General features: G+C 34.0%; 12 protein-coding genes. 9 read left to right on the forward strand and 3 right to left on the reverse strand.

Annotation, left to right across the window (positions count from 1 at the left end; translation table 11 throughout):
• The first annotated feature begins 110 nt into the window (after window positions 1-110).
• From WFK35_RS11240 to WFK35_RS11265, 6 genes are all read left to right on the forward strand, one after another.
• The gene (locus tag WFK35_RS11240; protein ID WP_336732706.1) at window positions 111-2,006 is read left to right on the forward strand and encodes a DUF3857 domain-containing protein; all 1,896 of its coding nucleotides are present in this window, start codon (window positions 111-113) and stop codon (window positions 2,004-2,006) included.
• A gap of 10 nt (window positions 2,007-2,016) precedes the next feature.
• Window positions 2,017-3,930 carry a transglutaminase-like domain-containing protein gene (locus WFK35_RS11245; RefSeq protein ID WP_336732707.1) on the forward strand — a complete coding sequence of 638 codons (1,914 nt, stop codon included), beginning with the start codon at window positions 2,017-2,019 and terminating at the stop codon, window positions 3,928-3,930.
• 133 nt (window positions 3,931-4,063) lie between these two features.
• Window positions 4,064-5,956, forward strand: coding sequence for a DUF3857 domain-containing protein (locus WFK35_RS11250; protein ID WP_336732708.1), 1,893 nt, complete (start codon window positions 4,064-4,066; stop codon window positions 5,954-5,956).
• Between the two features lies 1 nt (window position 5,957).
• A complete protein-coding gene (locus WFK35_RS11255) occupies window positions 5,958-7,892 on the forward strand; it encodes a transglutaminase-like domain-containing protein (RefSeq protein ID WP_336732709.1) in 1,935 nt (644 codons plus the stop codon).
• Window positions 7,893-7,970: 78 nt separating this feature from the next.
• Entirely contained in the window at window positions 7,971-8,792 is an 822-nt protein-coding gene (locus tag WFK35_RS11260; RefSeq protein WP_336732710.1) for an RsiV family protein, read from the forward strand.
• 43 nt (window positions 8,793-8,835) lie between these two features.
• A complete protein-coding gene (locus WFK35_RS11265; RefSeq protein ID WP_336732711.1) occupies window positions 8,836-9,687 on the forward strand; it encodes a diacylglycerol/lipid kinase family protein in 852 nt (283 codons plus the stop codon).
• A 201-nt stretch (window positions 9,688-9,888) separates the two neighbouring features.
• Here WFK35_RS11265 and WFK35_RS11270 read toward each other — a convergent pair whose 3' ends face one another.
• Window positions 9,889-11,169, reverse strand: a complete 1,281-nt coding sequence (locus tag WFK35_RS11270) for a dicarboxylate/amino acid:cation symporter (RefSeq protein ID WP_336732712.1) — start codon at window positions 11,167-11,169, stop codon at window positions 9,889-9,891.
• A 269-nt stretch (window positions 11,170-11,438) separates the two neighbouring features.
• Window positions 11,439-13,124, reverse strand: coding sequence for a gamma-glutamyltransferase (ggt, locus tag WFK35_RS11275; protein WP_336732713.1), 1,686 nt, complete (start codon window positions 13,122-13,124; stop codon window positions 11,439-11,441).
• Between the two features lie 90 nt (window positions 13,125-13,214).
• Here ggt and WFK35_RS11280 point away from each other — a divergent pair, with 90 nt between their 5' ends.
• The 3 genes from WFK35_RS11280 (at window position 13,215) to WFK35_RS11290 (ending at window position 15,644) form a co-directional block, all read left to right on the forward strand.
• Window positions 13,215-14,180 carry an NAD-dependent epimerase/dehydratase family protein gene (locus tag WFK35_RS11280; protein ID WP_235131188.1) on the forward strand — a complete coding sequence of 322 codons (966 nt, stop codon included), beginning with the start codon at window positions 13,215-13,217 and terminating at the stop codon, window positions 14,178-14,180.
• A gap of 85 nt (window positions 14,181-14,265) precedes the next feature.
• Window positions 14,266-15,018, forward strand: coding sequence for a polysaccharide deacetylase family protein (locus tag WFK35_RS11285; RefSeq protein WP_336689592.1), 753 nt, complete (start codon window positions 14,266-14,268; stop codon window positions 15,016-15,018).
• A gap of 2 nt (window positions 15,019-15,020) precedes the next feature.
• Window positions 15,021-15,644, forward strand: coding sequence for a hypothetical protein (locus tag WFK35_RS11290; RefSeq protein ID WP_214589235.1), 624 nt, complete (start codon window positions 15,021-15,023; stop codon window positions 15,642-15,644).
• Window positions 15,645-15,669: 25 nt separating this feature from the next.
• Here the strand turns inward: WFK35_RS11290 and WFK35_RS11295 are convergent.
• On the reverse strand, window positions 15,670-16,534 hold an 865-nt coding region (locus WFK35_RS11295), incomplete at its 5' end, for a metallophosphoesterase (RefSeq protein ID WP_336732714.1).

Below are 16,534 nucleotides of genomic sequence, written 5' to 3' on the forward strand. Positions count from 1 at the left end.
AGACTTCAGCAATGGAGTCTTTTTTCTTTTTCAATATTAACTATTCAATACAATAAAAAATAATTTTGTCAGTTATAAGATTTCATTATTTTTGCTAAATTTTAATAACCATGATGAAAATACTTTGTATTGGAGCGCTTTCGATGGCTTCTTTTTACTACTCACAAAACTTTCCGGTTTCTGCTATTCCTGAGAATCTGAAGAAAAACGCAAGCGTTGTTATCAGAAAAGAAAATGACATTGTCCAAATTAATAAGATAGATGATATTACTTACAAAAGATCTTCTGTAATTACGGTATTAAATAAAGATGCTATTCCTTATGCTATACCTAGAATTTCTTATCAAAAAGGAGATAATATTTCAGAGGTTAAGGTTATAGTTTATGATGAGAAAGGTAATAAACTAAAAAGTTATTCTAAAAGTGATTTTACAGATATTGCAGCGAATCCTCAAGGAAGCTTTTATTCAGACAGCAGAATGTTAATTCTTCCTTTTACAGCATCCAGTTTTCCTTACACGGTAGAATTTAGCTATGAACTGAATGATGAAAATACTGTTTTTATTCCAGATTTTGTACCATTTTATGATTATAACATTTCCTTAGAAGAAAGTACATTTAACATAATTAATAAATCAGGAATTAATCTTCGTTCTAAGGTCTATGAATCTCCTTTTAATTATACATCTGTAGATATTAAATCAAATGGAGAAAATAAACTGTATACTTATAAGAATGTTCCGGCTATAGACAATGGACAATTGGTTCCAAGTCCTCCAAAACTTCTTCCGAAAGTTAGTTTTTCTCTGGACAAATTCAATCTTGAAGGAAAACAGGGAAGTATTACATCCTGGAAAGATTTCGGAACGTGGTATTACCAAAATTTATTAACTCCTGTCTCTGTTTCTACACCTGAGATTAAGGCAGAAATAACTTCTTTAAATTTATCCGGAACGACCGAAGAAAGAGTAAAGAAGATCTATCAGTATATGCAAAATAAAACCAGATATATTTTTGTTGCTTTGGGGATTGGAGGTTGGCAGCCCATGCTACCTGATGAAGTTCAGAAAAAAGGATATGGAGATTGTAAAGGGCTTACCAATTACATGAGAACGCTTTTGGATGAAGCGGGAATAAAATCGTATTATTCTATCATAAATTCAAACCCTTCATCTATAAGTTTTGATAAAGATTTTCCAAAAATGGCGGGAAATCATGTGATACTTACAATTCCTACAGAAAAAGGCAATATCTGGCTGGAAAATACTTCACAACAGACGGCATTCAACCATCTAAGTTTTAGTACTACAGACAGAAATGTTCTTATGGTAAAGCCTGACGGAATTGATATTGTGCAGACTCCCAGTCTGTCGGCTGAACAAAATAAAGAAAAGCAGACGCTTTATGTTCAAATAAATTCAGACAAATCTATTAGTGGGAAAGGTAAGTTCTCGTATTCAGGAGCTCAGTATGATTTTAATCTAATGTATTTATTAATTCCTGAGAAAGACAAGACCGAATTCTTGAAAAAGACTTATTCTACATTAGATCTTGAAAATGTTGAAATAAAAAACTTTAATAATGATAAAAATGATGCAATTATAAATTTTGATTTAAACTTTAAAGCATTAAACTATTCAAAATTAGTTGGAAGCAGTTACATTTTTAGGGCAGTTCCTATCTATAAGGAAGCAGTATATCAAGAAGATCCTGAGAGACAATTACCATTTGAGAGTAGATTAGCTTATCAGGATGATGCAGAAATCATTTATGAATTACCTCAAGACTACTTTATAGAAGAACTTCCTCAAAATACAAACCTTACTTCAGAATTTGGTTCATACAAAATAACTTTTGAAAAAGAATCAAATAAACTTATTGTAAAACGTACAATTAATATCAAAAAAGGTCTTTATTCAAAAGAAAAATTTACTGATTATACAAGTTTTCGTAAGAAAATTTTAAACTCAGATAATTCTAAAATTTTAATTTCTAAAAAAAACTAAAACCATTTTAATGAAAATAATTAAAAAATTAAATCTGTTTTATATTTTTATTACAGCTATTTGCTTTGCCCAGGAACATAAATTTCTTAATTATCCTAAATTTGACGAGGCAGACTTAAAAAAAACACAATCAGCTATAGAAAAAGACGCTCCTGCGGAGATTTTATTTAATAGTGTCAGATATGATATTAAAGGAGGTAAGGCAGAAAAAACTTTCTATTCGAAAATAAAAATTTATGACAAGAAAAGGGCTGAAAATTGGCTGAACATTGAGATTCCTGTAATTAATGACGAAACTTTATCTGATTTTGAGCTTAACATTTATAATTATCAAGATAACAGGGTAGAAAAGAAAACGCTCAATAAAAAAGATCAATTAAAAGAAACATTAGTTAAAGGTGTGAAATATTTTAAATTAGCCATTCCAAACGTTAACGATGGATCGGTTATAATGTATTCGTACAAAATGAATACAGGAATATTTAATTTGACCTATTACTTACAATATGATATACCTGTTGTTTATCAGGAATATAACCTGGAATCTCCAGAGACAATAACTTATTTTTTCAATACTGCGGGTAATCTCATTAAGCCTCAGCATTATGTTACAACCTCAGAAGATCGTTTAAGAATTGGCTATAATATTTATCGTCTAGGCTATGAAAACATGAAATCTATTCAAAAAGAAAATTTCGTTAAAAATGTAGATAGATACAGATCGCGCATCAAGCCAGAGCTTACAAGATATGCTATAGGATATATGATTTATGAAACAGCAGAAAGTTGGAATAAAGTTGCGGAAAGACTTAATCAAAATGAACATTTTGGAGGTTTCCTAAAAAGTGATATAAGAGATAATATTCCAGAAAATATAAGAACATATTATGATTCTAAAGAAAGAGCAAATAAAATATTTGATTTCATAAAAAATAATTTTAAATGGAATAAGGAATCAGGTATAATTCCAAGTCAAAGTTTAAAGCAAATAATAAAAACTAAATCAGGAAATGCTGCTGATATAAATTTATTATTGATTTCAGCACTTAGGAGTGCTGGTTTAGAAGCCAATCCTCTTTTAATTTCTACTATAGATAATGGAATTTTAAATATTGTCTCCCCAAACATTAATAATTTAGATTTTGTAATAGCTGCGGTGAAAATAGATAAACAGTTTTATCTATTTGATGCAACATCATTTAATTCTAAAGTAAATATGTTACCTGAAAGAGACTGGAATGATTTTGGAATTTTGATTGAAAAAGATAAAGGTACAGATTTATACTTTTCAAATAAAAGTATCAGTAAAAAAGAATTGGTAATAAAAGCTGATATAGATTTACAAAATTCTGACATTAAAGGTACTTTAACGAAAAAAGAAAGTGGTCTGTACGCTATTGAAGCTTATGATAGTTTTGATGATAATAATGATAAATACAATCAGGCTTTTAAAACTGATTATAGAGTTAATTTAAAAGATATTGAATCAAAGTTATTATCAAATGGAGATTTCGAATCCAAAATGAATTTTTCAAGCGCTAACTTAATGGATATTGTCGGAAGCAAAATTATTTTAAATCCATTATTATTTTTAAATATAGGTAATGAAAATTTCGATCAGAAAGAAGAAAGAAAAAATCAGATAGATTTTACTTCTGCATTTACCCAAGAAAAAAAAGTTGAAATAAATATTCCCGATGGATACAAAGTTGCAGATCTTCCAAAGCCTAAGAAAATTTCAACAGATGATAAGGAAATATCATTTAGTTACAATATTGAAGTGGCAAATAATAAGCTTACAGTGATTTCTAAAGTAGATGTTGCAAGTCAAAATTACCCTAAAGAATATTATCCGTTTTTCAAGCAGATATGGAAAATAATTAATGAAAGCGAGAATCAGGTTATAAGTTTAATTAAAAACTAAATAAACAAGCTAAAAAAACAAAAGAAAGACTTCAGCAATGGAGTCTTTTTTTTTCATTATAAAGTCTTTAATGCAATAAAAAATAATTTTGTCAGTTATAAGATTTCATTATTTTTGCTAAATTTAAATAACCATGATGAAAATACTTTGTATTGGAGCGCTTTCGATGGCTTCTTTTTACTACTCACAAAACTTTCCGGTTTCAGCTATTCCTGAAAATCTGAAGAAAAATGCAGATGCGGTGATCAGGAAAGATCTTACAACCATTCAGATCAATAAAATTGATGATATAAAATATCAGTATTATACGGTTACTACAGTTTTGAACAAAGATGGTGACTCTGATGCACAGATTTATATCCCTTATGAAAAAGGCAATAGTATTTCAGATATCAAGGTAAATATTTACGATGAATCCGGAAAGAAGATCAAGTCATTTTCCAAGTCAGATTTTGGAGATTTTGCCAATAACAATCAGGGAACTTTCTATTCGGATAACCGAGTGATGGCTATGTCATATACTCCGACTCAATATCCTTACACCGTTGAATTTTCTTATCAGATAGGTGATGAAAATACAGTTTTCCTGCCGGATTTTATTCCTTTCAGATCAACCAATATCTCACTGGAAGAAGCTCAGATGAAGATCATCAATAAATCCGGTATTGAACTTAAAACAAAAACGTATCCTTCGGCTTATAACTATGCTTCAGTTATAGAAAGCGATAATGCGGGAGAAAAAATATACTCTTATAAAAATGTTCCGGCTATTGATGATGTTTTTTTGCTTCCCCAGCCGATAAAAATTTTGCCAAAAGTAAGTTTTGCATTAACGAAATTCAATCTTGAAGGAAAGCAGGGGAGTATAAACAACTGGGGTGAGTTCGGATCTTGGTATTACAACAGCATTTTACAACCGGTTTCTTTATCAACACCTGCAATCAAAGCGGAAGTTGCAGCATTAAATTTACAGGGAACAACCGAAGAAAAAGTAAGAAAACTGTATCAGTATATGCAGAGTAAGACAAGGTATATTTTCGTAGCGTTGGGAATCGGCGGTTGGCAGCCGATGCTTCCGGATGAGGTTCAGAAAAAAGGATATGGTGACTGCAAGGGATTAACAAATTATATGAAAACTTTACTGGATGAAGCAGGAATTCCGTCTTATTATTCGGTGATCAATTCTGGTTCTTCTCCGGTTTCGTTTGATAAAGATTTTCCTAAAATGGGAGGAAACCATGTTATTCTGATGGTTCCTGCTGAAAAAGGAAATATCTGGCTGGAAAACACATCTCAGCAAATAGCTTTTAATCATTTAAGTTACGGAACCACAGAAAGAAATGTACTTTCCATCAGAAAAAACGGAATTGAATTAATCGATACTCCGGTTTATACAGCAGACCAGAGCAAAGAAAAACAGCTTTTAAAAATAAAGCTTAATGAAGACAACAGTATTTCCGGGGAAGGTAATTTTGCGTATACAGGAATTCAGTATGATAACAATCTCGTTCTTGCAGCGATGTCACCAAAAGAAAGAAATGAAGCCATAAAAAATCTGTTGGATGTCCTTCATTTTGAAAAGATTGAAATGAAAAATTTCCTGAACGATAAAGACAATGCTGTTGCAAAGTTTGATCTTGATTTTAAAGCGAATAATTATTCTAAAAACGCCGGAAGCAGTATGATTTTCAGAGCAGTACCTATTTATTCAAACAATGTTTACAAAACAGACGAAAACAGGGAATTGCCTTTTGAATTAAGACAATCTTTTCAGGATGAATATGAAATAAGTTTTGCCCTTCCTAAGAATTATAAAATTGAGGAACTTCCTGAGAATGTTACGCTAAACTCAGAATTCGGAACCTACAAATTAAGCTTTGTAAAAAATGGTGAAGAACTGAAAGTCAGCCGAATTATCAGAATCAATAAAGGACTTTATCCGAAAGAAAAATATAACGATTACGTTAATTTCCGAAAAAAAACCATTAACATCGACAACTCAAAAATTTTAATTTCTAAAATTTAACATGAAAAAAATATTTCTAGTGGCTTTCTGCTCAATGAATTTGATATTTATTGAGGCACAAAAGCATGAATTTCTTAATTATCCTAAATTTAATGATGCAGATCTTACAAAACAGAAATCTGCTTTGGACGAAAATGCACCTGCCGAAATTTTATTCAAGTCTCTGCATTTCAGTATTGACAATAATACAGGAGATCTGGTGAAAAAAGCATTTTACAGAGTTAAAATTTATGATAAAGACAAGGCGGAAGACTGGTTGAACCTTGAAATTCCGTTATATCAGAGTGGCAGCAATCAGGAAACCATTTCGAAGGTTAAAGCTTTCACATACAACCTGGAAAATGGTACTTCTGTGGCCACAAAAGTAGATAAAAGTTCGAAATTTAAGAGTAAGGAAAGCAAATATGTTTCCATTACAAAATTTGCATTTCCGAATGTGAAAAACGGCTCCATCATAGAATATCAGTATGAGGTTACTTCTCCGTTTCTTTACGTAGTTCCGGAAATTACGATTGAAACAGACACCCCTTCTTTATATACGGAATATGTTTTAGACAGTCCATCAAATATTTCTTACAACTTAAATTACACGGGTTTTTTGACCCCGAAATACAGAGAAGTGGAAGAAAGATTGATGTACGGAATGAATTACAGAACATACCGGTTCGGATTTGAAAACGTAAAAGGATTTAAAACCGAGAAGTTTGTAAACAATGACAGAAATTACAGAACAAAAATAGGCGCAGAGCTTCATTCAACAAATTTTAAGGAACTTAAATTGTATTCTTCATCCTGGGAACAGATCAAAGACAGATTATACGATAATGAAGATTTCGGAAGCGAATTAAAGAAGACAAGACTGGCAAAAGACAATATGCCGGCAAATATTTCGGGAATATCAGATGAGATTGAAAAAGCAAATGCAATATTCAATTATGTTAAAAATACCTTTATATGGAATAAAGACAGAGGACTTTATGTAGAAGACGGAATCAAGAAAATGCTCGAAACAAAGACAGGAAATGCGGCAGAAATCAACCTTTTTCTGGTCATGATGCTTCGTGAAGCCGGAATTAAAGCAGATCCGCTTACCATTTCCACAGTGAGTAACGGTCTTATCAATATCGCTTCACCTAATGTTTCCAATATGAATTTTGTAATTGCTGCCGTTCAGACAAAAGATGGTTTTCATTTGTATGATGCCACTTCAAAGCAGTCTTCAATCGATCAGTTGCCACCAAGAGACTGGAATCAGTTCGGAATTTTGATGAATAAAGATAAAGTTCAGCAGTTATCAATGATCAATGCAAAAACAAGTTTCACTTATCTTACCGCAGAGGCAAAAATTAATGCAGACGGAAGTATTTCCGGAACCTATTCTGATAAAGATACCGGAACCTATGCCATTTTTGCGAAAGAAAACTACGACGACAATGCAGATAAGTACAAAAAACAGTATAAAGATAATTTTTCTATAGATTTCACCAATATCGATTCTAAAGTACTTGAGAACGGGGATTTTGAAAGCACCATGAAATTTTCTTCCGAGAATTTGATTGACAGGATCGGAAAGAAAATGATTATCAATCCGATGTTGTTTTTAAATAAAAACTCAAACGAATTCGATCAGACCGAAGAAAGAAAATACCTTATCGATTTCACTTCGCCATTCACCAGAATTAAAAAAGTGGTTTTGGAAATTCCGGAAGGATATCTGGTTGAAGAGATGCCGAAAAACAAAAAAATTGTAACGGACGACAAAGAAATCGAATACAGTTATATTGCTGAACAAAAAGGAAATAAGATTGAGGTAATTTCTACCACCAAAGTTAAGAGTCCCACTTATGAGAAAGAATATTACCCTGCTTTTAAGCAGATTTGGGGAGTGGCTTCCAAACAGGAAAATCAGGTAATCAGTCTTGTAAAGAAACAGTAATTAAAATTTTTTTTTCAAAATAATCTTAAACCATTCATCTTTTGAATGGTTTTTGCATTGCAGAAGGAAATCAGAATTATGAAAAATACGATTGCTGTTTTAGCACTTTCTGCTTTCTTTATTTTTTCAGCCTGTAAAAAGGCGGAAAACAATAATTTGAATGAAACAGAAACTGCAGCACCTGAAAAGTTTACTGTAGATTCCGTGAAAATTAGCGATTCGACTAAATTAAGCGATTCTTTAACCATTAAATATTCGTCCACCAAATTATTGTTCCCGACGATTAAGGATAAACCCTTATTAGACAGTATTTATTTTACAGAAAAGAATATTGGAGATTTTTCCAGAGAAGGATTACAGAATTACCTGCAGAAAAGCAAAAATATCTATTTCAACAGACTCAGAAAAGATTCAAAAGAGTGGATTTCAGATATCTCGTTCTCTCAGGAATGGTATTCGGATACAGCAATGAAAGTAAAATCCAATACCAAAGATTATCTGCAGATAGAATACTTTTGGGCTTCATATGAAGGCGGAGCGCACGATAATTATGGTTATTCCGAAAGAGTTTTTGATCTTCAAAACAATAAAAAATTAGAATTAAAAGACATCACTTCCATGCCAAAAGAAAAACTGGAAGCCCTTTTAATGAAAAACATCAACAGAACCAATAGAGGAACCACTGACGAGAAAGGAGAAGTTAATAACTCCGAAATGCTTCTGGTAGATAAAATTCCGGCAACAGAGAACTTCTATTTTGACGACAAAAACCTATATTTCCATTACAGTCCGTACGAAATTACAGCTTTTGCAGCAGGAGACATCACCATCCCGATTTCGTGGTCAGAACTTAAAGGAACTCTTACTCCCGAATTTATAAAAAGAATGAAAATTAAATAACAATCATGCTTCCAGATCGGGAGCATTTTTTATTTTTGCACTAATGGAAAAAGTCGCTTTCATCATCAATCCTTTTTCGGCAAAAAAAAATTATCAGCCGTTTCTCAACGAACTGAAAGCAAAGGTGAAAGATCCTTTGTATTACATCTCCGAATCCATTCCCGGAACCGATCAGTTTATTCAGGATCATTTTAATGACGTTGATATTTTTGTAGCCATCGGAGGCGACGGAACCATTTCTACCGTAGCCAGAAACCTCATTGATACAGAAAAAATTCTTGCGATTTTTCCGGCAGGGTCAGGAAACGGGTTTTCCAACGAAACCCAGTTCAGCAAAAATCTGGACGAACTTCTGGAAAAGATCAGAACAGGAAATTCCAGAAAAATTGATACGTTCACAGTAAACGACAGACTTTCCATCAATGTTTCCGGAACCGGCTTCGATGGTAAAGTCGTAAAGGAATTTGAAAAAACCACAAGAGGATTTAAAAACTACATCAAAGTTTCCTTTAAAACCTTTTTCAGCTACAAGCCAATCAAACTTAAGTTTTTTGACGAAAAATACAAGCAGTACAACGGGAAATATTTAATGGTGAACATCGCCAACACACGACAGTTTGGAAACAATGCCTACATCGCACCTCATGCAAGTAAAAGTGATGGTTTGGTAGATATGGTTCTCGTCAAAAAATTCCCTTTCTTCTATTCCATGCTTTTTGCGTTCAGAATGTTTACCAAAAAACTGAAACAGGACGATTACGTTACCTATTTGCCTGTTTCCGAAATAGAATTTAAAGTGAATACCAAAAACTGGCATCTCGACGGAGAATTCAACAAAATAAAATCCCCGGTTCATGTAAAAGTTCAGCCTTCGAGCTTAAGAATTTTAATCTAAAAACGGTCATTCCGGTAAAAAAGAAATTGTTATCTATTTAATTTTAGGAGCTGTTTCGCGCTTTCGCTACTCGCTTTTTTTGGATTCGGCGGCTGCGAAGCAGCCGCCGAATCCAAAAAAGAGCTCAGACACGCCGCTCAATCGCGGCTAAAATGAAAGTCATTATAAAACTAAATATGTTTCAGATTAAACAATGTCAGGCTAAACCTCCAGTTTTTTTTCCACTTCATTCGGATGATCCAGACAATAGTGCAGTTGCTCTTTATCCAGTTGCTTTTCCCAGTTGGCAACGACTACCGTTGCAACAGAATTTCCGATTACGTTGGTTAAAGCACGGCATTCACTCATAAACTTATCGATTCCTAAAATCAGCGTCATTCCGGCAATCGGAATTTCAGGAACAACCGCTAATGTTGCCGCTAAAGTCACAAATCCCGCTCCCGTAACTCCGGCTGCACCTTTAGAACTCAGCATGGCAACCAAAAGAAGAATAATCTGTTTCTCAATCGGCAGATGAATATTCAGAGCCTGAGCAATAAAAAGTGAAGCCAGCGTCATATAAATATTGGTTCCGTCAAGATTAAAAGAATATCCCGTAGGAACCACCAAACCCACAATCGCTCTTGAGCATCCTGCCTTTTCAAGCTTTTCCATTATTCCGGGAAGTGCAGATTCTGAAGAACTCGTTCCTAAGACCAGTAAAAGTTCCTCTTTGAGATAATAGATCAGTTTAAAAATATTAAAACCGTTGTACCTTGCTACTGCTCCCAAAACCAAAACCACAAATAATGCAGAAGTTATATAAAAGGTTCCCACCAAAAAAATCAGATTCAAAACCGAATGAAGTCCATATTTTCCGATGGTAAAAGCCATTGCTCCAAAAGCTCCGATCGGCGCCAGTTTCATCAGCATATGCACAATTTTGAAAACGGGAGTGGAAAGATCCTGTAAAAAATCCGTTACTTTCTGGCTCTTTTCTTTCGTTAAAACCAAAGCTACTCCCATTAAAATAGCAACAAGAAGAACCTGCAGAATATTATCTCCAACCAACGGACTGAACAGCGTTTCCGGAATAATATTCATGATGAAACCCGTCAAGGTCGTTTCATGAGCTTTTTGCTGATACTGAGAAACATCGCCCGAAAGGGTAGAAGGATCAATATTAAGACCATGACCCGGCTGTAAGATATTTCCTACCACCAAACCGATAACCAATGCCAATGTTGAAAACGTAAGGAAATAGATCATCGCTTTAACCGCAATTCTGCCTACTTTCTTCAGGTCAGTCATGTGTGCAATTCCCAAGGTAAGAGTAATGAAAATCACCGGAGCAATAATCATTTTCACGAGTTTGATGAATCCGTCACCCAAAGGTTTCATCTTTTCACCAAGTTCCGGATAAAATCTTCCTAAAAGAATTCCTGCAACAATCGCAATAATAACCTGAAAATAAAGCTGGTGGTAAATCTTTTTTGCTTTCACAAGAATATGGATTTTAAAAACCGAAAATTAGTGAAATTTGCTTTAAATAATGACAAATGTCATGAATAGTTTCGGCTCGGGCGAAGCCCGAGCCGAAACCAAATTATTTTAAATCGTTCTCTAATTTTTGATAAAGAAAAATCTTAAACATATGTCTTAAAAATCCAGATTATTCCACTCTTGCCATTCTGATAAATGAAAATGCATGATAATCAATTAATTAACATGTTTTTGAGTCAGTTTTTTAAAATTAACTACAAAAACGTAAATTATTCCACTGCAACAGAATCGTCACCACGACCATCCGCAACCGCATGAATATTTCCGTTGTCATCAATCAGAATCATTTCTGTTCTTCCGATCTGGTTCCATTTTTCAGATTTGTATCCTAATTTTTCCAGATCTTTAATCGTGGTTTCAGGAAAATTCTTTTCAAAAGCAACCGTTTCAGGAAGCCACTGATGATGAAATTTCGGAGCATTTACAGAAATATTTGCATTCTGCTTAAAATCAATAACATCAACGATAGCCTGATAAACAGAGGTCGGAATAGTAGTTCCTCCCGGAGTTCCCACTACCATATAAGGTTTTCCGTTTTTCAGAACAATGGTTGGTGTCATCGAAGAAAGCATCCTTTTATTTGGCTGAATGGAATTGGCTTCTCCTCCCACTGCTCCAAACATATTCGGAACACCCGGTTTTATGGAAAAATCATCCATTTCATTATTTAAGAAAAATCCCGCTCCCGAAACAACAACTTTACTACCGTATAAACCATTTAAAGTCGTGGTAACAGCTGCCGCGTTTCCATCCTTATCAATAACGGAAATATGAGTCGTTTCTGTAGATTCTTTCGGCTGTTTGGTTATTTTTCCGACTTCAGCACTCGGAGTTGCTTTGCTGAAACTGAAACTTTTCCAGCGGTTTTTCAGATATTCGTCAGAAATCAGATAAGACGTTTTATCCTGAATAAAATCCGGATCCCCCATATATTCCGCTCTGTCTGCATACGCTCTTCTTTCGGCTTCCACCATCACCTGAACAGCCTGTGTAGAATTTTGCTGATATTTTTCCAGATTTTCATAAGTTGCCATTTTCAGCATTTGCGCAAGAAGAAGTCCGCCGCTAGAAGGCAAAGGCATAGAAACCACCTGATTTCCTTTGTAATCAAATTCAAGTGCTTTTCTTTCGGCAACTTTATAGTTTTTAAGATCTTCCGAACTAATAATTCCGTTTCCTTTTTTCATCTCAGAAACCAGAAGTTCCGCTGTTTTTCCTTCATAAAAGCCTTTTAAACCTTGTTTCTGAATTAACTTTAACGTTTCAGCCAAATCCTTCTGAACCAAAAGATCTCCGGCTTTCCATGGAATATCTTTAACAAAAACAATAGAAGACTGATTGTGCTTCTGGAAATTCTGTTTGTTGTTATTCAGTAAGTTAGCTTCCTGTTCGGTAATCGCAAAGCCTTTTTCAGCAAGATCTATGGCAGGCTGAATTAATTTGTCCATCGGAAGTTTACAGTATTTTAAAGTAGCAAAAAAACCTGCCACACTTCCTGGAATTCCGACAGCTAATCTTCCGTTTTGGGAAAGATCCGTATTGGCTTTGCCGTTTTTATCGACGTACATATCGCGGCTTGCTTTTTTAGGCGCAGTCTCACGATAATCGAGCGTAAATTTTTCACCATTACTTTTTACACCAACCAAAAATCCGCCTCCGCCGATATTTCCTGCCTGCGGATATACAACGGCAAGTGCATATTGTGTGGCAACAATAGCATCATAGGCATTTCCTCCCGATTTAAGAATTTTTGCTCCGGCTTCACTTGCCAGTGGATGTGCAGAAACAACCACACCTTTGTTTTTAATTTTTACCTCCTTCACAATAGTAATATCTGTGTATTGTGCTGAAATAGTGGAAGAAATTAAAATAAGTGAAATGATAATCTTTTTCATTTGCAAAATTTATATTCGAATTTACGATTTTGTTTTAAGATAGGGTGTAAAATATTTACTTTTGCTTCGATCAACAAATAAAAGTTAAAAATGAAATCCCACACGGAAAGAATACTTATTACAGGTGCTTTAGGGCAAATTGGTACCGAGCTTACGAACAGACTTGTTGAAATCCACGGAGCTGAAAATGTTGTGGCTTCGGGACTCGACAGATGGCAAAAGGGAATTACTGCGGCGGGTCATTACGAAAGGATGGACGTTACGAATACACAATTGGTTAGACAGGTAATCAAAGATTACGATATCACTACCGTTTATCATTTGGCTTCATTATTGTCGGGTACATCAGAAAAGCAGCCCATTTTCGCATGGAAGCTAAATCTGGAACCTCTGCTTCATTTTTGTGAAATGGCAAAAGAAGGACTTATCCAAAAAATTTTCTGGCCGAGTTCTATCGCTGTTTTCGGAAAGGGAATTCCGAAAGAAAATGTAGAGCAGGATGTAGTTCTAAATCCTACAACGGTTTACGGAATTTCTAAAATGGCAGGTGAAAAATGGTGCGAATATTATTTTGACAAATATGGAGTGGATGTAAGAAGCATCCGTTATCCGGGATTGATTTCATGGAAAACTCCTGCAGGTGGAGGAACAACAGACTACGCTGTTGAGATTTTTTATGAAGCCATTGAAGAAGGAAAATACACAAGTTTTATTTCCGAGAATACAGGAATGCCGATGCTGTATATGGATGATGCCATCAATGCAACCCTGAAATTAATGGATGCTCCAAAAGAAAATCTTACCGTAAGATCATCTTATAATTTGGGCGGAATGTCTTTCACTCCGAAAGAACTGGCGGAAGAAATTAAGAAAGAAATTCCGGAATTTGAGATCGATTATAAACCGGATTTCAGACAGGCAATTGCAGATTCATGGCCGGCTTCAATTGATGATTCCGTAGCGAAAAAAGACTGGGGATTAAGCTATGATTTCGGGATTTCTGAGATGACTAAAGACATGATTAAGAACTTAAAAGTAAAATTAAATAAAAATTAATTTACTTCAAGTTTTAATTTAAATAGAAATTATTTTAACATCTGATTTTTAATTTATTATAAAAATTATCTAAAATTTAGTTTAAATGATATTGTTCACATTTAACATTCTGAATATTGAAGCTGACTGCAAAAAACAGCAGTCTGTTTCCGATGAAGAAAGACTGAAAATTTCAGAAGATAATACAAAAGCAATACTTAGAATTTTAGACATTCATGATGTTAAAGCAAGTTTTTTTGTAGAGATTTCGATCGCTCAAAAACTTCAGAATTTAATAAAAGCAATTTCATTCCAAGGGCATGAAATTGCTTTTTATAATAAAAACTCTACCCTTCCGGAAATTGAAAATGCTAAAAAATTTACTCAGGAATTTTTAGAAAAACAGATTCGCGGAATTCGTCAGAAAGACAATAAACTTCCACAGCAGGATTTGAAACTGCTGGAATTTAATTACGTTTCAAATATAGATAATGCCAACATTCTTTTTCCTTTTAAACGTCTGAAAAGAGATACGCAAATTAACGAGGAAGACGGATTGAGTATTGTTCCGGAAAGTATTTCTCCTTACAGTCAGCTTCCGTATAACGATTTTGTATTTCAGATGCTTCCGATGGAATATTACCAGAGTATGGTTTTTGAAACCCTGAAAAAAGACGATTTCGTTCTGATCTATCTTAATTCATGGCAGTTTACAGATTTCCAGAAATATCCGTTTGATATTCCCTTTTACAGAAGGCTGAATTCAGGCAAAAAAATGGAGGACAAATTAGATGCCCTCCTCAGTTGGATCAACGAGAAAGAAATGGCTACTTCCCGTATGAAAGATTATATTTTTTAATTATGAAAAAAACTTTGGAATTCCCCAAAACGATAAGATTTTTAAATGAAGATGAGATTCCCAACAATCCTTCAATCTTAAAAAGATGGGAAGAGAGTAAAACTGCAAATATTGTTCAGGGATATACTTTTAAGCTTAAAGAAAATAATTCTGAGAATGAATCGATAGGATTTGATTTTTTTGCTGAAATAAATATTGATAATTCTAACCTCTGGAATTTAATTGTTGCTCTTTCAAAAACATTACCCGAAGTTGCGGCTGTTCTATTTGGGCATATTGATTTTGACTTAAATTATGGCAATTATGAGGAAAAAGACAGTATTTTAAAATTTATTAATCAATATAAAAAAGAACTCACTCAGGATGCTTTTATAAATTTTGGGCTAATCTATAATGATGATGAGAACTTAGTCGAAATATTTATTGATGAAAGTAAATATATAAAATATTGGGGAGTGGATGAAGAATTGTTCCGGAAGATCATGAATGACTTTAAATTAGAAGAAATCGAAAACCTTGAATTCATAGATGAATATCCTAAGGTTCGTGAAGCTTTAACAAGATTTGATGAGAATGCGATTGATTCAAATTTACTTATCGAAAAACTGAGTGAAAAATATCTTTGAATCAAACGCAATAAGTGTTTGTGATTTAAGCAAGTTCAAAAAGCGTAATTTCCGGTAAAACGCCGACTCTTCCGGGATATCCCAAAACTCCGAAACCTCTGTTTACATACAGCATTTTTCCTTCGCTCTCATATAAATCTGCCCATTTCGGATATTTATACTGAACAGGAGACCATTTTATGTTTTTAAGATCCAAGCCAAACTGCATTCCGTGCGTGTGTCCTGAAAGCGTTAAATGAACATTTGCAGGGTGTTTTTTCACCACATAATCAAAATGGGTAGGATCGTGGCTCATTAAGATTTTAACGGCAGATTCCGGAACTCCTTTTAAGGCATCATCTAATCTTCCAAATTGCGGAAAAGGTTTCAGTCCCCAGTTTTCAACTCCTAAAATGTATAATTGTTCGCCATTTTTTTCAATGATTCTGTGTTCGTTCCGAAGCATATCGAAACCGGCTTGTCTTTCGTAATCAATTAAGGTATCAAGATTTTTCTTTTTGGCTTCCGGAGAGTCCCAGCTTACATAATCTGCGTAATCATGATTTCCAAGAACGGCAAATTTCCCGTCTTTTGCTTTAATTTTTGAAAATAAGGGAATGAATGGTTTGAATTCTTCAGCAACATTATTCACCATATCTCCGGTAAAAAGAACCAGATCGGGATTCTGTTCATTGATTAAGTCAATCGCGTGCTGAAGTTTACCCGGATCCGCAAAACTTCCACTGTGAACGTCTGAAATCTGTACGATTTTATATCCTTTAAAGCTTTTGGGAAGATTCGCAAAATTCATTCTTACCCTTCTTACTTTATGGCGGTATTTTCCAAATGTAATTCCATCGATAAAAAGAGCTGAAAGAACGCCTCCTATACCTAATCCCATAATGCTTAAA

Source organism: Chryseobacterium sp. VD8, assembly GCF_037149975.1.
Lineage (GTDB): Bacteria > Bacteroidota > Bacteroidia > Flavobacteriales > Weeksellaceae > Chryseobacterium > Chryseobacterium indicum.

Coding starts and splice junctions, on each gene's coding strand:
- ggt (WP_336732713.1), bottom strand. CDS start 13,124: ATGAAAAAGATTATCATTTCACTTATTTTAATTTCTTCCACTATTTCA.
- WFK35_RS11245 (WP_336732707.1), top strand. CDS start 2,017: ATGAAAATAATTAAAAAATTAAATCTGTTTTATATTTTTATTACAGCT.
- WFK35_RS11250 (WP_336732708.1), top strand. CDS start 4,064: ATGATGAAAATACTTTGTATTGGAGCGCTTTCGATGGCTTCTTTTTAC.
- WFK35_RS11280 (WP_235131188.1), top strand. CDS start 13,215: ATGAAATCCCACACGGAAAGAATACTTATTACAGGTGCTTTAGGGCAA.
- WFK35_RS11260 (WP_336732710.1), top strand. CDS start 7,971: ATGAAAAATACGATTGCTGTTTTAGCACTTTCTGCTTTCTTTATTTTT.
- WFK35_RS11240 (WP_336732706.1), top strand. CDS start 111: ATGATGAAAATACTTTGTATTGGAGCGCTTTCGATGGCTTCTTTTTAC.
- WFK35_RS11265 (WP_336732711.1), top strand. CDS start 8,836: ATGGAAAAAGTCGCTTTCATCATCAATCCTTTTTCGGCAAAAAAAAAT.
- WFK35_RS11285 (WP_336689592.1), top strand. CDS start 14,266: ATGATATTGTTCACATTTAACATTCTGAATATTGAAGCTGACTGCAAA.
- WFK35_RS11290 (WP_214589235.1), top strand. CDS start 15,021: ATGAAAAAAACTTTGGAATTCCCCAAAACGATAAGATTTTTAAATGAA.
- WFK35_RS11255 (WP_336732709.1), top strand. CDS start 5,958: ATGAAAAAAATATTTCTAGTGGCTTTCTGCTCAATGAATTTGATATTT.